This window comes from Streptomyces sp. HUAS 31, assembly GCF_028198125.1.
GTDB classification, from domain to species: domain Bacteria; phylum Actinomycetota; class Actinomycetes; order Streptomycetales; family Streptomycetaceae; genus Streptomyces; species Streptomyces chartreusis.
This window is the reverse complement of sequence record NZ_CP116353.1, coordinates 2,857,413-2,879,822: the sequence shown is the minus strand read 5'-3', so window position 1 is coordinate 2,879,822 and position 22,410 is coordinate 2,857,413. Positions and strand designations below refer to the sequence as shown.

Below are 22,410 nucleotides of genomic sequence, written 5' to 3'. Positions count from 1 at the left end.
CTGCCGGTAGATTCAGAGCCTCTTGAACGATCAAGTCTGAAACTTGTTCTAGATTAGCGTCCCGGCGTAATCTCGCGGGACAGTGCAGGGAGAAGGGGGTCCGGAGTGACCGCTGGGGCCAGGGAGGCCGCGGCCTCGGAGGACCTTGCCGCCGACGGCGAGCGACCGCTCGACATCGCGCTTCTCACCTACAAAGGGAACCCGTTCTGCGGCGGCCAGGGCGTCTACGTACGTCATCTCTCCCGCGAGCTGGCCCGCCTCGGCCACCGCGTCGAGGTCATCGGCTCCCAGCCCTACCCCGTCCTCGACGAGGGCGCGGAGTACGCCGGCCGGCTGACCCTCACCGAGCTCCCCAGCCTCGACCTCTACCGCCAGCCCGACCCCTTCCGCACGCCCGGACGCGACGAGTACCGCGACTGGATCGACGCCCTGGAAGTGGGGACGATGTGGACCGGCGGCTTCCCCGAGCCGCTGACCTTCTCGCTGCGCGCCCGCCGCCTGCTGCGCACCCGCAGCGGCGACTTCGACGTCGTGCACGACAACCAGACCCTGGGTTACGGCCTGTTGGGCGATGTCGGCGCCCCGCTCGTCACCACCATCCACCACCCCATCACCGTGGACCGCCAGTTGGAGCTGGACGCCGCGGACGGGTGGCGCCGGCGGATGTCGGTGCGGCGCTGGTACGCCTTCACCCGGATGCAGAAGCGCGTGGCGCGCCGCCTGCCGTCCGTCCTCACCGTCTCCGGCACGTCCCGCCAGGAGATCGTCGACCACCTCGGCGTCGCCCAGGACCGCGTCCACGTGGTGCACATCGGCGCCGACACCGACCTTTTCTCGCCGGATCCGTCGGTCCGGCGGATCCCCGGCCGCATCGTCACGACCTCCAGCGCGGACGTCCCGCTCAAGGGCCTGGTCTTCCTCGTCGAGGCGCTCGCCAAGGTCCGCACCGAGCACCCCGACGCCCATCTCGTCGTCGTCGGCAAGCGGCCCACCGAGGGCCCGGTCGCGCAGGCCGTCGAGCGCTACGGCCTCGAAGGCGCCGTCGAGTTCGTCAAGGGCATCTCCGACGCCGAACTCGTCGACCTGGTCCGCTCGGCCGAGGTCGCCTGCGTGCCGTCGCTGTACGAGGGCTTCTCCCTGCCGGCCGCCGAGGCCATGGCCACCGGGACGCCGCTCGTCGCCACGACCGGCGGGGCGATTCCCGAGGTCGCCGGACGCGACGGCGAGACGTGTCTGGCGGTGCCGCCGGGGGACGCCGGGGCGCTGGCCGCCGGACTGAGCCGGCTGCTGGGCGACCCGGAACTGCGAGTACGCCTTGGTGCCGCCGGACGTGAGCGGGTGCTGCGCCACTTCACCTGGGCGCGAGCCGCCGAGGGGACGGTGGCCCGGTACCGGGAGGCCGTCGCCCGCTCCGCCGGCACGACACCGGACCGCTCCGCGGCCCCCCAGACATTCGCCCCCAAGCAACTCGCCGCATCCAACCCCGAAGGCAGGGCCTCGTGCTGACCGTCGACTTCTCCCGGTTCCCGCTCGCCCCGGGCGACCGCGTCCTGGACCTCGGCTGCGGTGCCGGCCGGCACGCGTTCGAGTGCTACCGGCGCGGCGCCCAGGTCGTGGCGCTGGACCAGAACGGCGAGGAGATCCGCGAGGTCGCGAAGTGGTTCGCGGCGATGAAGGAGGCCGGCGAGGCCCCCGAGGGCGCCACCGCCACGGCGATGGAGGGCGACGCGCTCGCGCTGCCCTTCCCCGACGAGTCCTTCGACGTCGTGATCATCTCCGAGGTCATGGAGCACATCCCGGACGACAAGGGCGTACTCGCCGAGATGGTGCGGGTGCTCAAGCCCGGCGGCCGGATCGCCATCACCGTCCCGCGCTACGGCCCCGAGAAGGTGTGCTGGGCGCTGTCCGACGAGTACCACGAGGTCGAGGGCGGCCACATCCGCATCTACAAGGCGGACGAACTCCTCGCGAAGATCCGCGGTGCGGGCCTCAAGCCGTACGGCACCCACCACGCCCACGCGCTGCACTCGCCGTACTGGTGGCTCAAGTGCGCGTTCGGTGTCGACAACGACAAGGCGCTGCCGGTGCGGGCGTACCACAAGCTGCTGGTCTGGGACATCATGAAGAAGCCGCTGGCCACCCGGGTCGCCGAGCAGGCGCTGAACCCGCTGATCGGCAAGAGCTTCGTGGCGTACGCGACCAAGCCGCACCTGCCGCGGCTGTCCGAGACCTCCGAGACCTCCGAGACCTCCGAGGCGGCCGCCAAGTGACCACCCCCCGGACAGAACACCTCGTCCTGCCCGGGGTCCTCACCGCCGAGGAGGCCGCCGCGACCGTGGCCGGCATCCTCGCGGTGCAGCGGGAGGACGGGGCGATCCCGTGGTTCCGCGGGCACCACCTCGACCCCTGGGACCACGTCGAGGCCGCGATGGCGCTGGACACCGCCGGTGAACACGCGGCGGCCGAGCGGGCGTACACCTGGCTGGCGACGCATCAGAACGACGACGGCTCCTGGTACGCGGCCTACGCGGACGGTGCCTTCGACGACGTCACCGACACCGGACGCGAGACCAACTTCGTCGCCTACATCGCGGTGGGCGTGTGGCATCACTACCTCTCCACCGGCGACGACACCTTCCTCGACCGCATGTGGCCGTCCGTCTACGCCGCCATCGAGTTCGTCCTGCAACTCCAGCAGCCCGGCGGGCAGATCGGCTGGCGGCGCGACGAGGACGGCACGGCGAACCCGGACGCTCTGCTCACCGGTTCCTCCTCGATCCACCACGCCCTGCGGTGCGCTCTCGCCATCGCCGAGCAGCGCGAAGAGCCGCAACCGGACTGGGAGTTGGCCGCGGGCGCGCTGCGGCACGCGATACGCCGGCATCCGGAGCGGTTCCTCGACAAGGACCGCTACTCCATGGACTGGTACTACCCCGTGCTGGGCGGCGCGCTCACGGGCGCCGAGGCCAAGTCCCGAATGGAGGAGGGCTGGGAGCGTTTCGTCGTGCCCGGCCTCGGGGTCCGGTGCGTCGTACCGAACCCGTGGGTGACGGGCGGCGAGTCGGCCGAACTCGCCCTGGCCCTGTGGGCGATGGGCGAGTCCGACCGGGCGCTGGACATCCTGCAGTCGATCCAGCATCTGCGGGATGCCGAGAGCGGGCTGTACTGGACCGGGTACGTCTTCGAGGACGAGGCCGTCTGGCCCCGCGAACTGACGACCTGGACCGCCGGTTCCCTGCTGCTGGCCGTCGCGGCGCTCGGCGGGCACGAGGCGACCTGCGCCGTGTTCGGCGGGGACCGCCTGCCCGCGGGGCTGGACCCGGACTGCTGCGGCTGAAGGCAAGCGGGGTGCGCCACCGCGGGCGTGCTCGGCTCGCCCGGGTCGCCTCAGTGGCGGTGCACTCGGCCGGCGATGGCGTGACCCACGAACAGGTACACGACCGCGGCCAGCCCGTAACCGGCGACCACCCTCGCCCACTCCTCGTCGAACGTGAACAGGTCGTGCGACCAGCCGGCCAGCCAGCGGGCCGCGTCATGGACGAACTGGACGAAGTCGTTCGCCGGGTTCGCGTCCAGCAGATACATCAGAATCCACAGGCCCAGAATGAGGGCCATGACATCGGCGACGATCGCGATGACCCGGCCGGCCTGGTTGGCGCTATATCGAGGGGACATGCCCTCCGGGTTGCCCTTGATGCGTGAACGAAACCTGCTGCGTGCGACGGGAAGCCGAGACGTGAACGGGGCGCTACGTTCAACTGGCGTTCCCCGCAATGTCGTTCACCGGTCATCGTGAACATCGACGATCCTCCTCCCGGAGAGGGCAGGAGGGCCGGTGTCCGAAGCAGACAGACCGCACGCCACATCCGAAGCCGACAGACCCCGCACCGCGCAGGAACCACGACTGCGCACCCGTGACAGGAACCGCCCTCGCGCACGCTTACCGGTCCACGTCCTTCTCGCCCTTCCGCTCGCCCTGGCCGGGCTGATCGCCCTGCTGGTCACGGGCAACGCGCTGCGGCCGTTCGACCGGGTCGTCACGATCGAGGCCAGGATGGCCTCCAAGTCCGACTACTTCAAGGACCCCGAGGTGCAGCGACTGCTGCTGAAGCACGGCCTGCGCGTCGACATCCACCGCCTCGGCTCCCGCGGCATCGCCACGCAGTCCCTGACGGGCATGGACGCCGTCTTCCCGTCCGGCCAGCCCGCGGCCAAGCTGATCCTCGACCGGCAGGACCGCTCGGTGCGTTCGGTGCGCCCCTTCGTGACACCGCTGGTGCTCGGCACGTTCCGGGCCTACGCCGAGACCCTGGAGAAGATGGGCGTGGCCACCCCCCCGGCCCCGGCCGCCGGCGGCCGGACGCTCTACTACGACCTCGACATGGACCGTTTCATGGGCCTGCTCGACGGCAGGGTCGGCACCAAGGACCGGGCCCTGACCGGCGATCAGGACCGGGACGGCGTCACCGAACGCGCCGACACCTGGAACGGCATCGGCTTCGACCGGCCCGGCGGCCGAAGCAACAGCGGCCGGGTCCTGGTGCGCACCTCCAGCGTCTGCGAGTCCAACGCCGCCGGCACCTACCTGAGCATCCTCGCGTTCGTGGCCAACGGGGACAGCACACCCGGCGCCGGCCAGGCCGACGAGACCAAGGCGATGGCGGAGGCCCGGACCGTCGCCCGGAAGATCAAACCCCTCATCGACCTCCAGGGCATGTGGGCCGACGAACAGGCCGACAGCTACCTCTCCGACCTCGGCGAGAGCATCGCGCCCATCTCCCTGATCTACGAGCACCAGTACCTTGCCCACCAGATCGCCCACGAGCGCGAGCACGGCGAGGCCGACACCGACCGCGTCCTGCTCTACCCGACGCCCTACGCCCTCACCGAGCCCCAGCTCATCTCCCTCAGCGGCGAGGGCGACCGGCTCGTCCGCGTCATCCAGGACGACCCCGAACTGCGCCGGCGAGCCATCGAACTGGGCTTCCGCGTCCGCTTCTCCGGCGAGGACGGCACCAGCGACCAGCTCAACGGCTACCTGGACGACCACGGCATCCAGGTGCCGAGACCCAACCGCGACGAGACCAAGGTCTACGAACCCGACCTGGACGTCCTGGAGGAGATCATCGACTCCGTGGGCACCTGCCCCCCGGCCGTCCGGGACACCCCGTGAAGCGCCGCACCCTCACCGCCTGCCTGACGCTGACCCTGCTCGCCGCCCTCACCTCCTGCGGCGGCGGAGACGAGGACGTCACCCTGCGCGTCCTCGCCAGCCCCGAACTCGCCGACCTGGAACCACTGCTGGGCGACCTGAAGGACGACACCGGCGTCGAGCTCGACATGGACTACCGGGCCACGGCCGACCTGTCCGGCGCCCGCGGCTCGTCGTACGACCTGGCCTGGCCGGCCTCCGACCGCTCCTTCCTGCTGCGGCTCCAGGACAAGGGCGAACGGGCGGCCCGCCCCGAGTCGACGCCGATCATGCGCTCGCCCGTGGTCGTCGGCCTCACCCCGGGGACCGTCGACACGCTGACGGCCCGGTCGCCGGACGCGAGGCTGTCCTGGGCGGACATCGCGGACGCGGCGGCCGACGGCACCGTACGGTTCGGGATGGCCGATCCGCGCAGCAGCGACACCGGGCGCGCGGCCCTCGTCGGCGTCGCCACCGCCGCCGCCGGCACCGGCAGCGCACTGCGCGAACAGGACGTCTCCTGCGACCGGTTGCGCGGCTTCCGCTCCGGCCAGACCCTCACCGGCGCCAGCTCGCGGGAGCTCATCGCCGCCTACCTGGGCCATCAGGGCGAGGCGAACGCGCTGATCGCCCACGAGTCGGAGCTGCTCTCCCTCAACGCCTCGAAGAAACTGCGCGAACCCCTGCGGATCGTCCACCCCGACGACGGCATGGTGCTGTCCGACTTCCCGCTGCTCCTCCTCGACACCGACGAGCGGGGCGCCTACCGCAAGGTCGTCGACTGGCTGCTGCGGGACGACGTGCAGCGCGAGCTGATGCGGCGCACCTGGCGCCGCCCGGTCAACCAGGACGTCACCCCGGCCGAGCCGCTGCGCGAGGCGGTCGGCAACGCCCTGTCCTACCCCGACCGGCTCTCCGTCGTGGAACGGCTCGTCGCCGACTACGGCGATCCCGCGAGCGCCACCACCGACCAGGTGGTGTTCCTGCTCGACTTCTCCGGCTCCATGCGCGGCGAGCGGATCGCCGGCCTGCGCGCCGCGTTCGCCGGGCTCAGCGGCGCCGACCCCACCTCCACCGGCAAGTTCGCCCGCTTCTACCGGGGCGAACACCTCACCGTCGTACGGTTCGGCGGGCGGGTCCTCCAGGAACGCACGGTCACCGTGCGCGGCGACGGCGACCTGCGCGCCCTCGGCAAGGTCGTGGCCGCCGGCTCCTTCGACGACTCCACCGCCGTCTGGTCCGCCCTCGACCGCGGCTACCGCATCGCCACCGACGCCGTGCGCGAGGCACCCGAACGGCCCGTCGCCATCGTGCTGATGACGGACGGCGAGAGCAACGCGGGCATCTCCTACGCGGAGTTCCTGCGCCGGTACGAGCGCCTGGGCGCCGAAGCACGCGAAGTGCCCACCTTCCCCGTCCACTTCGGCGAGGCCGACGCGGCGGCTCTGGACAAGGCTGCCCGCGCGACCGGAGGCCGAATGGTCGACGCCGACGAGTCATCCCTCTCCGACGCCTTCAAGGAGATCCGTGGGTGTCATTGACAGTCAGTGGTGGAGCCTGCGGTGGCCTTGGATGGTCGTCTGGCTCCTGACAGCGGTGTGCGTCGCCGTGGTGGCGCAGTACGTGGTGGCCCGCTGGGTGGCCGCCCGGCGCAGACGGCGCGTGCGGGACGGCCGCATGTTCTCCGGCATGTGCATCTATCTCCACGAGACGCGGGTCGAGGGCGTCGCGGACATCCTCGGCATACCGAAGGCCGACGTGAACGTCTCCCACGAGACCAGCGTCTCCACCGGCTTCGGGCTGTTCGGCCGCTTCACCGTCGGCGGCCGGGCCGAGCGCGACACCAACACGCAGACGCGCAGGGAGTACTGGGAGCCCAACACGCCCATGAAGACGATCCGCCTGATCATGGACCGGCTGCGGGCCCGGGACATGGTGGTGGACGCCGACCTCGCGACCGGGCAGCTCTTCCTCACCGCGGCCCTCGCCGACGAACTGCGCGGCACCGAGGCCAGGGGCACCCCGCTGACCGCGGTCAGGGGGACGTACGTCTCGGTCTCCGGCCTGTTCACCGTCCGCGGGGACGGCGAGGACGTCGTCCTGCGCGCCCGCTACGGCACCGGCGAACCCCGCGCGCAGGTGAAGATCACCTGCGAGAGGTCCTGGGTGCGCGAGGAGGAGTTCCGCGTCGACCGCTACTCGGCGGACGAGGAGTTCCCCGCCACCTGCCTGGGCCGGGTACGCGCCTGGAACGCCACGACGGGCGAACTCACCCTGGACCCGATCTCGGTATTCCAATGAACTCTTCTACCGAAGCTATGAGTTGAGCTCGGCGAGCAGACGCAGCGTGGGCCGGTCGGGCGAGAGCACCAGCAGATCGGTCACCGGCCCCTTGCGCCACAACTCCAGCCGCTCGGCGATCCGTTCACGCGGCCCGACCAGCGAGATCTCGTCGGCGAACGCGTCCGGCACGGCGAGCACGGCCTCCTCCTTACGACCGCTGAGGAACAGCTCCTGGATCCGCCGCGCCTCCTCCTCATACCCCATGCGCGCCATCAGGTCGGCGTGGAAGTTGCGGGCCGCGTGGCCCATGCCGCCGATGTAGAACCCGAGCATGGCCTTGACGGGCAACAGCCCCTCGGAGACGTCGTCGCAGACCTGGACCCGGGCCATCGGCGCGACGAGGAACCCCTCGGGCAACTCGGCGACGGTCTCCCCGTACACGTCGGGCCTGCTCGGCGACCAGTACAACGGCAGCCAGCCGTCGGCGATCCGGATGGTCTGGGCCACGTTCTTCGGCCCCTCGGCACCCAGCAGCACGGGAAGGTCCGCCCGCAGCGGATGCGTGATCGGCTTCAGCGCCTTCCCGATGCCGGTGCCGTCCGGCCCGCTGTACGGGTGGGAGTGGAAACGCCCGTCCAGCGCCACCGGCCCCTCGCGCCGCAGCACTTGGCGTACGACATCGACGTACTCCCTCGTCGCGGTGAGCGGCGACTTCGGGAACGGCCGCCCGTACCACCCCTCCACCACCTGCGGCCCGGACAGCCCGAGCCCCAACATCATCCGCCCGCCGGAGAGGTGGTCGAGGGTGAGGGCGTGCATGGCGGTGGTCGTGGGGGAGCGGGCGGCCATCTGCGCGACGGCGGTACCGAGCCTGATCGTCGACGTCCGCGCGGCGATCCAGGTGAGCGCGGTGAAGGCGTCCGAGCCCCAGGACTCGGCGGTCCACACGGAGTCGTAGCCGAGCCGCTCCGCCTCCTGGGCGAGCGGTACGTGGTCCGGGGAGGGGCCGCGCCCCCAGTACCCGAGTGCGAGCCCGAGCCGCATAAGCCTGCCTCCTACTGACGGATCGTCAGGTCTTTGGACCGGAGGGCGACTGTACGACAACGGCCCCTCACCGGGAAGGGTGAGGGGCCGCGGTACGGCTTGCTGTGCGACTCAGCCGCGCTGAATGCCCGAGGTGTCCTGGAGAACACCACGACGGCCGTCCTGCGTCTGCGCGACCAGGGTGGCGCCACGCTGCTCGACGGCCAGGTACCAGGTGCCCGGCGCCAGTTCGGCGATCGGCGCCGGCGAGCCGTCCTCCGCGAACAGGGGCCGCGGCACGGGCACGGCGAACCAGAACGGCGAGAAGTCCCCACCGGCGGTCGGCGCGGGAGCCTGCGGCTGCCCACCCCCGAATGGCTGCCCGGCCTGCGGCTGCCCACCGTAGGGCTGCGGCTGCTGGGCCCCGGGGTAACCGTAACCACCCTGCGGCTGCCCGCCGTAGGGCTGCGGAGCGGAGGGGCTGGGGGCCGGGAGGAGGGCGGCCTGGAGGGCGGGGACGAGGGGGGTGGCGATGGCGCCGCCGGCGAGGATCAGGGCGGCGATCAGGCCGAGGATGAGTCCGGCACCCACACCGTCCACGTCGATCGTCCACCACAGCAGGGCCCAGGCGGACGCGACCGTGAGTGCGACACCGACGGGTCCCAGGTCAAGACCCGCGACCTTGCGCGGCTGAGGCAGCAGACGGGCCAGCGCGACGAGCGCACCGCCGATCACGCCAGTCATGTAGGTGCCGAGCCCGAGGCCAAGGTTGAAGCCCCACGCGTTCGGCACGTTGCTGCAGTATGCGTCAGGGCCGTCGCAGCTGGCGACATCGAGGAGGGACGCGATGAACAGCAATACCGCTGCTCCGATCACCACGCCGTCGCCTCGAGTGAGGGAGCGGATATTCACTTCAAAGGTCCTTCGTAGGTCGTCTCGTCGTCGGTAGAGGCGTCGCTGTCACCATGTCGCCGTCAGGCCCCTGTGTGAAGCGCGGGGGTGGCCCCTCATCGTATGGCCGACCTTATCGTCCGACCGACGAGGTTGTCCGCCGGGATCAGCCCGTGGACCACTACCCCCGCAGGAAACTCACGATCCCTTCAGAGACTCCACGCCCGCACTTGCGGCGCCCCACGCCGCTGGTCAGCAGCGCCGCGTTCTTGTTATCGCGCCGCTGCGCGAACAGCCGTATGACTTGGAAACCGTTGACGGATTGATACGTACAGGTCAGGCATGTGCGACTTCGGCCCGTGTGGTGTAGGCGTAGCCGTCGGCTCGTTGGAGGAGGCGGACGTGTCGGTGGTTGACGCCCTGGACCAGTCCATGGCGGGTCTTGATGTTGAAGTTGCCGGTGGCGCGAACGGCGACGCGGCCCGTGTGGCTGCCCTGGCGCTTGCCGGTGGGGACGTTCGCGCGTACGAGGTCGCCGGTTGCGTAGCCGAAGTATTGCTTGGTGCGGGGCAGGGCGAGGCGAGGGAAGCCGTATCGGTCGGGGGCGGTGCGACGGTAGGTACCGCGTCCAGTTGCCGTCACCACTTGAATGGCTCTGGGGTGGCACACCACGCTTGCCAGAATTCCGACGCACAGGGCGTCAAGGGTGTGACTTTTGGGCGTTGCGGTGCGTCGACGATTCCATCTTGTCCGGCCACCGGTGGACGGCCGTACGTCTGGGTGTAGGGCCTTGAGCGCTCGGAGCACTGCGCAACGGGTCGCGTTCATCGCTGCGGCGTCGCGCAGTGGAGTCTTCGCCTGTTGAAGAATCTTTGAGAGCACAGCGGGCTTCTTCTTGAGGAAGTCCTCGACCGGCATGTTGCTTTTTCGCTTGTTGCAGGGAAGGCAGGCGAGGGTCAGGTTGGAGACACGGTCGGATCCGCCTCGCGATCGCGGATGGATGTGGTCGATGTTGAGAGGGGTGCTCGTTGCTCCGCAGTAGGCGCACGCCCGGTTCCACTTCATCAGTAGGTACTCACGCACCTCCATTCCTTGTAGCGTGCCGCCTCGATACTCGGCATCGGATGCAGACGTGCCGGCGCTCATGGCATGAGCATCAAAGACGGAGAGTTCCACATGCACCGCGCGCACAGGAGCCCAGCGGGTCATCCTGGTCACCCACGCGGTGATGGTGTCGACCCGGTGCCTCAAGGACGGAGCGAGCCAGCCTTCAGGCCGTGCGCGGTTGTTGAAGCGGGGTGCTCGATAACGGCGGTTCCGCTGCCTGCGTGCCCGCCTGAGCGTGGCCCGGGAGGTAAGCCTGACGCTGATCGGTCCGCCTCGGTGTACGAGCTCGATCGCGAACAGGCCGTGGCGGACGGATGCGTCCGCTTCGTCGACTGCCCGGAACAGGGCGATGCCGGTGAATCTGCTGCCTGGGTCGATACCCAGCTCAACTCCGGTCACTTCCGAGGTGGCGGCGGTACGGTATTTGAGGCGGATTACAAATGGGGCGTGACGATGCACGACGGCTCGTCCGTGACTGAGGAGTTTGCGGGCACGGGCCGGCGTACATGGCATGAGCGGTTGGTGGTGTCTGTCCAGAACGAACACCGCTGGATGACCCTCACGGGTCTCGCCCTTCCCCGCTTCAGCGGGAAAGGGGTGACGTCCTGCCGGATGGGTGCCCGCCGACAGGATCTCCCCTCGCCCATGTTCAGCACCCGCGCCCGGCACGGTGGCCGGGAGTCCGCAAGCCGTTTCGTCCCTACTCCCAGGGGTGTCTGCTCCTGCGGATTCCAGAGCGCGCCGCTGAGGAAGCACGGCGCGGTGGGTCTTCTCACGTGAACTGAACGTAGTCATCGGATGCACCTCCTTGTGGTGATGACTGGGGCTGGTCAAACGGGGCGCGACTCTCAACTCAGAGATGCGCTCCGGCCTCTAGGCCGGGGAGTGAATGACTTCAGGTCCTTCGTGTTTCGTGCTGGGCGTTGCCGTCGCCGCTGCACGCAAGGACAAACGATATCGTCGGGTGATGGTCGTGCGTTCGGGTTACAGCGAGGAAATGGGCGTCGATCCACGGCTTGTGATGCGATGCCTACTATTTCGATCAAGTTCGGCCGACCCGGTTCAAAGGTGGCTATGAGTTGAGCTGCGGACTGCAACCTTGGGTCCGCAGCGAGAAGCGGCCCACCGGGATATCTCCGGCGGGCCGCTTCTCCAAGGGCTGGACGTGGCTCGTGACTCGACTATCGCTCGCTGTACTTGAAGCAGACGCCGATCGGCTTATAAGCCGTCTTGTTCTTCTGAGCGACCCACTTTACGTCCTCCGGTATGAGCCATGCCTGCACGTCGAACTTCTTCCCGGAGTACTTCACGTAAGCCGTCAACGTCCCATGCTTGCCGCGCGGTACTTCCTTAGAGCCGCTCACGGTGATGCTGCGGGACTTCGTCACATCCCAGCCGACGCCAGCGCTGATGACACCCTTCGAGGCTTCGATGTTCTTCGAGAGTACTGTGCCTTTGGATCGGGTCTCGTCTATGCGCAGCGTCATCTTGCCTCGGCCTGAGGCCATCGCGATCGGTTCCTTGCCGCACTTGGTTCCGATTGAGCGCACGTTGATCAGCCTCTTTGCTACGGAGCCGCGCTCCCCCGTGTTCGCGAAATCGGAGCCCTTCGTGCCTGGGGCGGCGTGTGCTGAGGCGCCCATGCCGAGCAGGCTCATGGACAAGGCGACAATGGTGGCGCCTCGCTGGACTGATTGGAGCTTCAACTGATCCCCCATGGTCATGAAAGAGAAGGCATTGATCGCCTTCGGTCAAGGACAGCTGATCAAGGGGGGAGTGCTTCTGCAACCGTTTTGAGGTGTATTTGAGCATGCGCATGACGATTTCTGGCTTGAACTACCTCTCCAGGAAACTCACGATTCCCTCAGAGATCCCTTGCGCCGCCTTCTGGCGCCAGGCTCCGCTGGTGAGCTGTGCCGCGTCCTTGCTATCGCGCATGTTGCCGCACTCGATGAACACCTTCGGAACCGTTGACAGATTGAGACCGCCGAGGTCCTTACGCGTGACGAGACCGGTGCCGCCGCCGATGTAGTTGGAGGGGGCGTTGCCCGTGACGCGGACGAAGGAGCCCGCGACGCGTTCGCCGAGGGCGCGGGAGGGGGCGACGATGGGGCCGGTGTTCGCGGCGCCCTCGTCCACCTTGCCGGGGAGGATGACGTGGAAGCCCCGTTGGCCGGAGCCCGCGCCGTCGGCGTGGATGGAGACGACCGCGTCGGCGTGCGCCTTGTTGCCGATCTCGGCCCGCTCGTCGACGCACGGTCCCCAGGAACGGTCGCCGTCCTGTGTGAACTTGACCGTGGCGCCCTGCTTCTCCAGCAGCGTGCGCATGCGATGGGCGACGTCGAGTGTGAACTCGGCCTCGGAGTAGCCGTCGTTCGTCGACGTACCCGTCGTGTCGCACTCCTTCCAGTTCGTGCCGATGTTCACCTTGCGGTTGATCTCGGACGTGTGCCGGAAGTTGTTCGGGTTGTGGCCCGGGTCGATGACGACGACCTTGCCGTCGAGAGAGCCGGAGCCGGAGCCGGCCGGCGCTGACGTGGAGTCCGTCGTCGGAGTGGGGCCCGGCGGCTTGTCGTCGCTCGTGGTGGAGTCCGTCGGCGTCTCGTCCGAGGGTGCCTGCGACGGCTGCACGGCCGCGTTGCCGGAGCCGCCTCCGTCGCCGCCCACCGCCTCGTACATCACCCAGCCGAGCAGCGCCCCGGGCACCAGCGCGGCGAGGCCCACGGTGAGGACGCGGCGGCGGCCGCGGCGGGGCTGGGGAGGATCGAAGTCCGGACCTACGTACGACACGCCTGACACCTTACGGGCCGACCGCGGCCGACGCGGGAAGGCCACGGCCGAGCCGCGCCGCGGTTCAGATTCCCGTGCCCGTCCGCTTCAGCACCCGCAGCGAGTCCGTCACCGACACCTCCGTGAACGCGCCGGACTCCAGCGCCCGGAGGTAGACCCGGTACGGGGCCTGGCCCGTGAACTCGTCCTCCGGGTCCGGGAACACGTCGTGGATGACCAGCAGGCCGTCCTCGGCGACATGCGGGGCCCAGCCCTCGTAGTCGGCGTTCGCGTGCTCGTCGGTGTGGCCGCCGTCGATGAAGACCAGGCCGAGCGGAGTGCCCCAGACCTTCGCGACCTGCGGGGAACGGCCGACCAGGGCGATCGCGTGCTCCTCCAGACCCGCCGCGTGCAGGGTGCGGCGGAACGTCGGCAGCGTGTCCATGAGGCCGATCGCCGGGTCGACCGTCTCCGGGTCGTGGTACTCCCAGCCCGGCTGCTGCTCCTCGCTGCCGCGGTGGTGGTCGACCGTGAGAGCTGTCACACCGGCCTCGCGGGCGGCGTCGGCGAGCAGGATCGTGGAGCGGCCGCAGTAGGTGCCGACCTCCAGGAGGGGCAGCCCGAGGCTGCCGGCCTCGACCGCCGCCGCATGGAGCGCGAGCCCCTCGCCCGTGGGCATGAAGCCCTTCGCGGCCTCGAACGCGGCCAGGATCTCGGGCTTGGGGGCCGGGGCCATGGGGGTCCTTCCGGTTGCACACGGGCGGGGCGGTGGGTCGGTCGTACGACCGTACGGGCGCCCATCGTGCACCACGCCCCCCGTCATGTGGACGACGGGGGGCGTGGGCGGGCGGCCGGTGCGTCAGGCGGTGACCGTTTCTCCCGGCAGCGACAGGTCCAGGTCGACCGGACTGTCGTCGCCCGTGTGGGTGGCCGACGAGGCGAGCGGGGCGTGGCCGTCGGCCCGCGCGGCCAGGACGTAGGCGCCCTGGGCGGGGACGGCGAGGGCGTAGCTGCCGTCGTCGGCGGAGAGGGTGGCGCCGGCCTGGCGGCCCCGGCGGTCGATCAGGGTGACCTTGGCGCGGGCGACCGGGGTGCCCCCGGCGTCCAGGACCCGGCCCCGGAAGCTGCGCAGGGCTTCCTCGGCGCGCTCCAGGTTGGCGTCCTCCTCGCTGCTGGCGCGCAGCTGCGTGTGGGCGGCCGGGCGCTGCTTCGGCAGGAAGAGGGCGAGGAGGAGGCCGACGGCGACGGCGGCGGTCGCGATCAGGAAGGAGACGCGGAAGCCGTGCATGGTCGGGATGGCCACGCCGCCGACGTTGTTCGCGGTGTTGGCCAGGACCATGCCGATGACGGCGCTGGAGACCGACGTACCGATGGAACGCATCAGGGTGTTGAGGCCGTTCGCCGCGCCCGTCTCGGAGGCGGGGACCGCGCCGATGATCAGGGCGGGCAGGGAGGAGTAGGCGAGGCCGATGCCCGCGCCGAGGACCACCGCGATGACCAGGCTCTGCCAGGCGGCGCTCATCAGGCCGAGGCCGGCGCCGTAGCCGATCGCGATGATCAGCATGCCGAGGATCAGCGTGGTCTTGGGGCCGTACTTCGCCGAGAGCCGGGCGTAGACGGGGGCCGTGAACATCATCGTCAGGCCGAGCGGGGCGACGAGCAGGCCCGCGACGACCATCGACTGGCCGAGGCCGTAGCCGGTCTCCTTCGGCAGCTGGAGCAGCTGGGGCAGAACCAGGGAGACGACGTAGAAGCTGACGCCGACCATGATCGACGCGAGGTTGGTGAAGAGGACGGCCGGGCGGGCGGTGGTGCGCAGGTCGACCAGCGGGGCCTTCGAGCGCAGCTCGTAGACGCCCCACAGGAGCAGGACGGCCGCCGAGCCGGCGAACATGCCGAGGGTGGTGGCCGACGTCCAGCCCCAGTCGCTGCCCTTGGTGATCGGCAGGAGGAAGAGGACGAGGCCGACGGAGAGGCCGAGCGCGCCGAGGCCGTCGAAGGTGCCTTCCGCGCGGACCTTGGACTCCGGTACGACGAGGAGGGTGAGGGCGATGGACAGGACACCGAGGCCGGCGGCGCCGTAGAAGAGGGCGTGCCAGTTGGTGTGCTGGGCGACCAGGGCCGCGGCGGGCAGTGCGAGGCCGCCGCCGACGCCGATCGAGGAGCTCATCAGCGCCATCGCCGAGCCGAGCTTCTCGCGGGGCAGCATGTCGCGCATCAGGCCGATGCCGAGCGGGATCGCGCCCATGGCGAAGCCCTGGAGGGTACGGCCGACGATCATGGGGAGGAGGGCGCTGGTGAACGCGCTGATCAGGGCGCCGACGACCATCACCGACAGGCTGGCTATCAGCATGCGCCGCTTGCCGTACAGGTCACCGAGGCGGCCCATGATCGGGGTGGCCACGGCGCCCGAGAGCAGGGTGGAGGTCAGGACCCAGGTGGCGTTGCTGGGCTCGGTGCCGAGCAGTTGCGGCAGGTCCTTGATGACCGGGACGAGCAGGGTCTGCATCACCGCGACAACGATGCCCGCGAAGGCGAGGACCGGGACAAGGGCGCCGGAGGGGCCCGGGGTGCCGGTGTCCGCTCTGCCCATGGGCTGTTCGTTCGTCGTTCGTGTCATGTGTACACCGAACTCCGTCTGCCTGGGCAACTATTCCGATGCTTTGGGTCACTAACGAATTCTTGACCTTCTCTTGGGGAACGGGCTGGATCGGGCCGGTCCCGGTGCCGGGGTCTGTTCCCGTGCCGAGGACGTGGTCCTAGGTCCACCGGGGCCGGGCCTAGGCCGAATTCCTGATGCCAGGAGCGTCGGTCGTTGAGAGCATGACACCCATGCTCGATGCCGCCGACGTCACCCGTGCCCCTCGCCGATCCGCGCCTCCCACCTGGCTGGTGGTGGCGCTCGCGTGCGCCGGACAGTTCCTCGTCGTGCTCGACGTGGCCGTCGTGAACGTGGCGCTGCCGTCGATGCGGGCCGATCTGGGATTGGACGCGCAGGGCCTGCAGTGGGTGGTGAACGCCTACGCCATCGCCTTCGCCGGGTTCATGCTGCTGGGCGGGCGGGCCGGGGACCTGTACGGCCGCAAGCGGATGTTCCTCGTCGGGCTCGGCCTGTTCACCCTGGCCTCGCTGGCCGGCGGGCTGGCCCAGCAGGACTGGCAGCTGCTGGCCGCGCGGGGCGTGCAGGGGCTGGGCGCGGCGGTGCTGGCGCCCTCGACGCTGACGATCGTGACGGCGGCGGTGCCGGAGGGGGCGGCCCGGGCGCGGGCGATAGGGACGTGGACCGCCGTCGGCGCGGGCGGCGGTGCCGCGGGCGGGCTGGTCGGCGGGGTCCTGGTGGACCTGCTGTCCTGGCGCTGGGTCCTGCTGATCAATGTGCCGGTGGGTGCGGTCGTGCTGGCCGGGGCGGTGCTCTGGCTGGCGGAGAGCCGGGCGGGGGAGGGGCGGCGGCTGGATCTCCCGGGAGCCGTGCTGGTGACGGCCGGGCTCGCGACCCTGGCGTTCGGCATCTCACAGACCGAGGCCGCGGGCTGGACGGCGCCGGACACGGTCGTGCCGCTGCTCGCCGGTCTCGCGCTGATCGGCGTCTTCCTCGCCGTCGAGGCGCGTACGGCGGCCCCGCTGATGCCGCTCGGGCTGCTCCGGGTGCGGGCGGTGGCGTCGGCGAACGCGGCGATGTTCCTGTGCGGGTCGGCGATGTTCTGCATGTGGTTCTTCATGACCCTGTACTCCCAGAACGTGCTCCACTACACCCCGCTGGAGGCCGGTCTGGCACTGGCGCCGAGCTCGCTGGCGGTGGTCCTCGGTTCCAAGCTCGCGCCGCGGCTCATGCGAGGGGCCGGGCCGCGCGCCGTGGCGGTGGCGGGGACGCTGGTGGCGGCCGTCGGCTTCGGCTGGCAGTCGATGCTGAGCGTCGACGGCGGATACATCACCTCGATCATGGTGCCGGGGATCCTGATGATGCTGGGCGCGGGCCTGGCGACGCCCCCGCTCGCGTCCCTGGCCATGTCCGGGGCGCGGCCGGAGGAGGCGGGACTGGTGTCGGGGCTGGTCAACACCTCCCGCACGATGGGTGGTTCCCTGGGGCTCGCGGTCATGTCGACGATCGCGGCGGCCCGTTCTGAGGGGAGCGGGGCGCCGGGGGCGCTGACCGAGGGGTACGCGCTGGTGTTCCGTACGTCGACCGCGGTGCTGCTGGTGGGGGCGGTGCTGATGCTGGTGTGGCTGCCGAGGAAGACCGCCGCGGCCTCGCCCCAGCCCTCTTCCGTGACCTCCTCGACCTCCTCCGCGAACTGAGGCGACATCCGAGGCAACGATCCGGGGGCTCCATGGACTCCTTTGAATATCTAGGGAGGTGCCCATGGGGGATCGCAAGGCGGCTCGGGACTCGGAGTTCCAGAGCTTTGTCATCGGCCGCTGGCCACGCCTGCTGCGGACGGCATTTCTCCTCACGGGGGAACAGCACGCCGCGGAGGACCTGGTCCAGTCGACGCTCGAACAGGTCTATGTGGCCTGGCGCAGGGTCGGCTCGGCCGACGACCCGGAGGCTTATGTACGGCGCGTGATGATCAACGCGCACGCACGCAAGCACCGCAGAAGGCTCAGGGAGTTCCTGGCGCCCAAGGACGACTCGGGACTGGCGCGCGAGGTGCCGGACACCGGCGACCGCATCGCCCAGGCCGAGGACCGCGACGCGCTGCTCTCGGCGCTGGCCCAACTGCCGCCACGGCAGCGGGAGGCGGTGGTCCTGCGCTATTGGGAGGACCTGACCGAGACACAGACGGCGGAGGCGATGGGCTGTTCCGTCGGCGCGGTGAAGAGCAACGCGGCCAAGGGGATCGCGAAACTCCGCGCCATACCGGGACTGGCCGAGACGGTGACGCAGGGAGGACGCAGCCGATGAGCGCGGACCGGGAGACGAACCACGGCATGACCAGCCACGACATGACCAACACGGACATCGCCCTGCTGCTGGCCGACGCCGCGGACGAGGTCGAGATCGGTATAGCCCCCTACGACGCGGTCCTTCGGGGCGGCCGCCGCCGCAGGGCCCGCCGCTGGGCCGTGGCCACGGCGACGGCCCTGGTGCTGGTGGGCTCGGCGGGCACGCTCGCGGTGGCGGGCATCCCGGGCGGGGACGGCGACCGGGGCGCCTCGGTGGCGACCAGCCCGCCCACCGAACCGGCTCCGGACGTGCGCACACCCGCGCGGACCCTGCTAGCGCTGGGGACCGACGCCGGCAAGGACTGGCGGGTGTACCTCGACGTCTGGGAGGCACCGCGCAACGAGCGCGAGGCACGGGAGGAGCGCGGCGCGATGGCCGAGTTCGGGCACATCCCGTCGGACCTGCGCGAGGCCTCCGACCTGATCGGCCGGAGCTCGTACTTCGTGCGGCGCGAATACGGGGACGCGACGAGCGACCAGGTGCTGATCGAGGACACCTTCACCGCCGAGGACAACATGTCCGGCAAGGACATCGAGGCCGTCTCGGTACCTCTGGAGCCGGGTTCCGAGAGCGGCCCGGAGCGTCTGGTCGTCGGCCAGGTCGCCGTGACCGCCCGCAGCGTCACCTGCACCTGGCAGGACGGCTCGAAGACCGAGGTCCCCGTGGTGTCCGAGGCGGGTGACTACAACAGCGACGACTTCGTGATCCGCCCGGCGGACGGCTCCCCGGTGAACTGGTTCGTGTGCCTCGCCCCCAAGGGGACTGAGTACAAGTCGGTGGCGGTGACGAGGTAGGCGGCGGTGCCGAGTAGGGGGAGCGGCTCGACTCGGCTCGCCGGCAGGGGCGGCTCCCGGGGTCAGAGCCACCCCTGCTGGCGGGCCTCCCGCAGGGCCTCCATCCGGTTGCGGGTGCCCGTCTTGCCGATGGCGGAGGAGAGGTAGTTGCGGACGGTGGACTCGGACAGATGGAGCTTGCCGGCGATGTCGGCGACCGTCGCGCCCTCCGTCGAGGCGTTGAGGACGTCGCGTTCACGGGCGGTGAGCGGATTGGGGCCGGCGCTCAGGGCGGCCGCGGCGAGGGCGGGGTCGATCACCGTCTCACCGGTGAGCACCCGGCGTACGGCGACGGCGAGTTCCTCCACGGGGCCGTCCTTGACCAGGAAACCGGCGGCGCCCGCTTCCATGGCCCGGCGCAGATAGCCGGGGCGGCCGAACGTCGTCAGGATCAGCACCCGGCAGTCGGGGACCTGGTCGCGCAGCTCTGCCGCGGCGTCGAGGCCGCTGAGACCGGGGAGTTCGATGTCGAGAAGGGCGACGTCGGGGCGGTGGGTGAGAGCGGCGTCCACGATGGTGTCACCGGCCGAGACCTGCGCCACGACCGTGATGTCCGGCTCCATCCCGAGCAGTAAGGCGAGAGCTCCGCGCATCATCCCCTGGTCCTCGGCCAGCAGAACCCGAATGGACTTGGTGGGCCGATGGTCCCGCGGCATCTCGTTCACGGGCCAAGCGTAGGACGCACGAGGCTGATCAGGACCTCCCCCGCAGCTGTCCGACCTACCCGCCCAGGACCGCCGAGGTCCTCCTGCACGACGGCTCCCGGACGCCGTGCGGATCGCCTCCGCCGGTCAGACCGAGGCCGCCCGCGCAGGCCGGCGGGACGAGGCGGCGCAGCCCACCCGAGCGGCGCGGCAAATCTGGCGGCACAGCAGCCCACCTGAGCGGCGCGGCAAATCTGGCGGCACAGCAGCCCACCTGAGGGGCGCGGGGAACTGCGCGACCAGCCCCCACCCACCCGCAGTCGCCATGGCCGCGCAACCCCAGCCGTCCTTCGGCGAACTCAACCCACCGGACTGCCCACACCCACCTCGACCCGCTCCGCCACCAACCCCCGCGCCTCCACCGGCAATTCCGCCGTCACCACGAACCCCTGACGCGGCCCACGCCCTGCCGTCAGCGTGCCCCCGGCCGTGGACAGCCGCTCCGTCAGCCCCTTCAGACCCGTGCCGCCGACGGCCCCCGGCGGCACGGCCTGCTCCCCGCCACCCCCGTCGTCCGTCACTGTCAGCCGGACCCGCTCCCCACCACTGCCCGCCACGACGATCTCGCACCGCGCAGCGGCACTGTGCCGGACGACGTTCGTGACCGCCTCCCGCACCACCCACCCCAACAGGGCCTCGGTCTGCGGCACCAGCGGCGGCCCCGAGCGGCGTACGACGGGCTCGATGCCGGCGGCCCGCAGGGCCGACACCGCACGGTCCAGCTCGTCGCGCAAGGTGCCCTGCCGGTACCCCGTGACGGCCTCGCGGATCTCGGTCAGCGCCTGCCGCCCGACCGCCTCGATGTCGTTGAGCTGGGCCTGCGCCGCCGCCACATCCCCCTCGGCGAGCCGCCGCGCCGCCTCCGACTTCACCACGATCACCGACAGCGTGTGGCCGAGCAGGTCGTGCAGATCCCGGGAGAACCGCAGCCGCTCCTCCTCCACCGCACGCCGGGCCAGCTCCTCGCGGGCCGTGCGCAGCTGCCGTACCGCCTCGGACAGGGACAGGATCGCCGCCGTCACCATCGTCGAGATCCAGGTGGCGTAGGCGATGTCGAGGCCGCCCCAGCCGTCGTGGAACACGGAGACTCCGCCGGCCAGCACCCCCACGACCAGACCGACCGGACGAAGCTGAGGCATCCGCACGGCCGCGCCCGTGGCCAGCCCGAGCAGCGGGAAGAACAGCAGCCAGTTGCCGCCGTACGCCAGCGCCAGCGCGCAGGTGACCAGGCCCAGCAGCGCCAGTGCCACCCGGGTCGAGGTCGCCTCGCGCGTCTCCTTCACGAAGGAGCGGAACGACACGTAGACGTAGAGCGAGTTGAAGGTGAGCAGCCCGAGCCCGCCGATCCACGGGTCCGGGGTCTCCCCCTGGAACAGGTTGGAGAAGGCGCCCATGCCCATCAGCAGCCAGGGCAGCAGACTGAAGCCGTTGGGGCTCCGCTCGTCCCTGAACGTCTCGCACGAGCTCCCGCGGGTCTTGCGCAACCAGGCCATGCCCTGCCCCCTGTCGGATGAGAACCGATGACACCGACGGTACGGACCCGGGCCGCCGCGCGGCAGTGGCGGCCGTACGCGATACGGCAGGACAAATGTCACCGCCACGCCGATCCGGCGAACCCGATCTGATGCCGCGTCAGGAGCCTTCACAACTGCGGTGCGCTCGGCTATACAGAGGTCGCCGGACTGGAACGCGTTCTAGAACGGCCCGTGACGACCTCGGTGCGGCCGACGGTGCGGACGGCCGTACCGAGGTCTTGCTCCGCCGCTCGCAGGAACTCCGCCAATGTCAGGAGCCGTATGCCCATCGACGCAGCCAAGGCCCTCGCCGCCGAACCCCGGACCGGCGAGATCTCCTGGAACTCCAAGGACGTCCAGCTCTACCACCTCGGCATCGGCGCCGGCCTGCCCGCCACCGACCCCGACGAACTGCGGTACACCCTGGAGTCCCGGCTGCACGTCCTGCCGAGCTTCGCCACCGTCGCCGGCTCCGGATCGCCCGGCGTGATCAGCGGCCTGTCCATGCCGGGCATCGAGGTCGACCTCGCCCGCGTCCTGCACGGCGGCCAGAGCATCGTGCTGCACCGGCCCATCCCCGCGACGGGCACCGCCACCGCGACCAACCGGATCGCCGCCGTCTACGACAAGGGCAAGGCGGCCGTGCTGGTGCTGCGCACCGAAGTGGCGGACACCGACGGGCCGTTGTGGACGAACGACTCCCAGATCTTCATCAAGGGCGAGGGCGGCTGGGGCGGCGACCGGGGTCCCTCGGCCCGCCTCGAACCCCCCGCCGGCGATCCGGACCGGACCGTGGAGCGCTCCGTGCGCGAGGACCAGGCCCTGCTCTACCGCCTCTCCGGCGACTGGAACCCGCTGCACGCCGACCCGGAGTTCGCCAAGGTCGCCGGTTTCGAGCGGCCCATCCTGCACGGTCTGTGCACCTACGGCATGACCCTCAAGGCGGTCGTCGACACGCTGCTCGGCGGCGATGTGACCCGGGTGCGCTCCTACGTCACCCGGTTCGCCGGGGTCGTGTACCCGGGGGAGACCCTGCGGATCCGCATGTGGCCCGGCGAGGGCTCCGTGCGGGTCGCCGTGAGCGCGGTAGAGCGGGACGACGCGCCCGTCCTCGCCGACACCGTCGTCGAACACACCTGAGCCCGAACGC

Annotated in this window: 20 protein-coding genes and 1 pseudogene; 10 read left to right on the top strand and 11 right to left on the bottom strand. The window is 70.5% G+C overall.

Going from position 1 to position 22,410, the window contains the following annotated elements:
• Window positions 1-105 precede the first annotated feature (105 nt).
• The 3 genes from PGH47_RS12710 to PGH47_RS12700 are packed head-to-tail and all read left to right on the top strand — an operon-like array spanning window position 106 to window position 3,337.
• Window positions 106-1,506, top strand: coding sequence for a glycosyltransferase family 4 protein (locus tag PGH47_RS12710; protein ID WP_271663515.1), 1,401 nt, complete (start codon window positions 106-108; stop codon window positions 1,504-1,506).
• Entirely contained in the window at window positions 1,500-2,270 is a 771-nt protein-coding gene (locus tag PGH47_RS12705; protein ID WP_271663514.1) for a class I SAM-dependent methyltransferase, read from the top strand. The genes PGH47_RS12710 and PGH47_RS12705 overlap by 7 nt, the downstream gene beginning before the upstream one ends.
• Window positions 2,267-3,337 (top strand): prenyltransferase, encoded by a 1,071-nt coding sequence (locus PGH47_RS12700; RefSeq protein ID WP_271663513.1) that lies wholly within the window; start codon window positions 2,267-2,269, stop codon window positions 3,335-3,337. The genes PGH47_RS12705 and PGH47_RS12700 overlap by 4 nt, the downstream gene beginning before the upstream one ends.
• A 50-nt stretch (window positions 3,338-3,387) precedes the next feature.
• Here PGH47_RS12700 and PGH47_RS12695 read toward each other — a convergent pair whose 3' ends face one another.
• The gene (locus tag PGH47_RS12695) at window positions 3,388-3,675 is read right to left on the bottom strand and encodes a hypothetical protein (protein WP_030944651.1); all 288 of its coding nucleotides are present in this window, start codon (window positions 3,673-3,675) and stop codon (window positions 3,388-3,390) included.
• Between the two features lie 160 nt (window positions 3,676-3,835).
• On the opposite strand from PGH47_RS12695, the gene PGH47_RS12690 reads away from it, so the two are divergent.
• The 3 genes from PGH47_RS12690 to PGH47_RS12680 are packed head-to-tail and all read left to right on the top strand — an operon-like array spanning window position 3,836 to window position 7,492.
• On the top strand, window positions 3,836-5,173 hold the full coding sequence (locus PGH47_RS12690) for a hypothetical protein (protein WP_271663512.1): 1,338 nt from the start codon (window positions 3,836-3,838) through the stop codon (window positions 5,171-5,173).
• Window positions 5,170-6,732 carry a VWA domain-containing protein gene (locus PGH47_RS12685; protein WP_271663511.1) on the top strand — a complete coding sequence of 521 codons (1,563 nt, stop codon included), beginning with the start codon at window positions 5,170-5,172 and terminating at the stop codon, window positions 6,730-6,732. The genes PGH47_RS12690 and PGH47_RS12685 overlap by 4 nt, the downstream gene beginning before the upstream one ends.
• Before the next feature lie 31 nt (window positions 6,733-6,763).
• The gene (locus PGH47_RS12680) at window positions 6,764-7,492 is read left to right on the top strand and encodes a hypothetical protein (RefSeq protein ID WP_271663510.1); all 729 of its coding nucleotides are present in this window, start codon (window positions 6,764-6,766) and stop codon (window positions 7,490-7,492) included.
• Window positions 7,493-7,507: 15 nt separating this feature from the next.
• Here the strand turns inward: PGH47_RS12680 and PGH47_RS12675 are convergent, their stop codons facing one another.
• The 8 genes and pseudogenes from PGH47_RS12675 to PGH47_RS12640 form a co-directional block, all read right to left on the bottom strand.
• Window positions 7,508-8,518, bottom strand: a complete 1,011-nt coding sequence (locus PGH47_RS12675; protein WP_271663509.1) for an LLM class F420-dependent oxidoreductase — start codon at window positions 8,516-8,518, stop codon at window positions 7,508-7,510.
• 111 nt (window positions 8,519-8,629) lie between these two features.
• On the bottom strand, window positions 8,630-9,409 hold the full coding sequence (locus PGH47_RS12670; RefSeq protein ID WP_271663508.1) for a DUF5336 domain-containing protein: 780 nt from the start codon (window positions 9,407-9,409) through the stop codon (window positions 8,630-8,632).
• Window positions 9,410-9,569: 160 nt separating this feature from the next.
• Window positions 9,570-9,668, bottom strand: a pseudogene (locus PGH47_RS43240) (N-acetylmuramoyl-L-alanine amidase); the annotation flags it as partial.
• Window positions 9,669-9,724: 56 nt separating this feature from the next.
• Window positions 9,725-11,041: an RNA-guided endonuclease IscB gene (gene iscB / locus PGH47_RS12660; RefSeq protein WP_271663507.1), complete on the bottom strand. Its 1,317-nt coding sequence runs from the start codon at window positions 11,039-11,041 to the stop codon at window positions 9,725-9,727.
• Window positions 11,042-11,676: 635 nt separating this feature from the next.
• Window positions 11,677-12,153 carry a hypothetical protein gene (locus tag PGH47_RS12655; protein WP_271663506.1) on the bottom strand — a complete coding sequence of 159 codons (477 nt, stop codon included), beginning with the start codon at window positions 12,151-12,153 and terminating at the stop codon, window positions 11,677-11,679.
• 178 nt (window positions 12,154-12,331) lie between these two features.
• Window positions 12,332-13,285 (bottom strand): N-acetylmuramoyl-L-alanine amidase, encoded by a 954-nt coding sequence (locus PGH47_RS12650; RefSeq protein ID WP_271663505.1) that lies wholly within the window; start codon window positions 13,283-13,285, stop codon window positions 12,332-12,334.
• 64 nt (window positions 13,286-13,349) lie between these two features.
• A complete protein-coding gene (locus tag PGH47_RS12645) occupies window positions 13,350-14,000 on the bottom strand; it encodes a class I SAM-dependent methyltransferase (protein ID WP_271663504.1) in 651 nt (216 codons plus the stop codon).
• A 123-nt stretch (window positions 14,001-14,123) separates the two neighbouring features.
• The gene (locus tag PGH47_RS12640; protein ID WP_271663503.1) at window positions 14,124-15,884 is read right to left on the bottom strand and encodes an MFS transporter; all 1,761 of its coding nucleotides are present in this window, start codon (window positions 15,882-15,884) and stop codon (window positions 14,124-14,126) included.
• Window positions 15,885-16,096: 212 nt separating this feature from the next.
• On the opposite strand from PGH47_RS12640, the gene PGH47_RS12635 reads away from it, so the two are divergent.
• The 3 genes from PGH47_RS12635 to PGH47_RS12625 all read left to right on the top strand — a co-directional run bounded on the left by PGH47_RS12635 (window position 16,097) and on the right by PGH47_RS12625 (window position 19,003).
• A complete protein-coding gene (locus tag PGH47_RS12635; protein ID WP_443048483.1) occupies window positions 16,097-17,560 on the top strand; it encodes an MFS transporter in 1,464 nt (487 codons plus the stop codon).
• A gap of 64 nt (window positions 17,561-17,624) precedes the next feature.
• Window positions 17,625-18,167, top strand: coding sequence for a SigE family RNA polymerase sigma factor (locus PGH47_RS12630; protein ID WP_271663501.1), 543 nt, complete (start codon window positions 17,625-17,627; stop codon window positions 18,165-18,167).
• Window positions 18,164-19,003 (top strand): hypothetical protein, encoded by an 840-nt coding sequence (locus PGH47_RS12625; protein WP_271663500.1) that lies wholly within the window; start codon window positions 18,164-18,166, stop codon window positions 19,001-19,003. The genes PGH47_RS12630 and PGH47_RS12625 overlap by 4 nt, the downstream gene beginning before the upstream one ends.
• 62 nt (window positions 19,004-19,065) lie before the next feature.
• Here PGH47_RS12625 and PGH47_RS12620 read toward each other — a convergent pair whose 3' ends face one another.
• Both PGH47_RS12620 and PGH47_RS12615 read right to left on the bottom strand, forming a co-directional pair.
• Window positions 19,066-19,698, bottom strand: coding sequence for a response regulator transcription factor (locus tag PGH47_RS12620; protein WP_107907366.1), 633 nt, complete (start codon window positions 19,696-19,698; stop codon window positions 19,066-19,068).
• A 347-nt stretch (window positions 19,699-20,045) separates the two neighbouring features.
• Entirely contained in the window at window positions 20,046-21,239 is a 1,194-nt protein-coding gene (locus tag PGH47_RS12615) for a sensor histidine kinase (protein WP_271663499.1), read from the bottom strand.
• A 303-nt stretch (window positions 21,240-21,542) separates the two neighbouring features.
• Between PGH47_RS12615 and PGH47_RS12610 the strand changes: the two genes are divergently transcribed.
• Window positions 21,543-22,400 carry a MaoC/PaaZ C-terminal domain-containing protein gene (locus PGH47_RS12610; RefSeq protein ID WP_107906852.1) on the top strand — a complete coding sequence of 286 codons (858 nt, stop codon included), beginning with the start codon at window positions 21,543-21,545 and terminating at the stop codon, window positions 22,398-22,400.
• Window positions 22,401-22,410 lie beyond the last annotated feature (10 nt).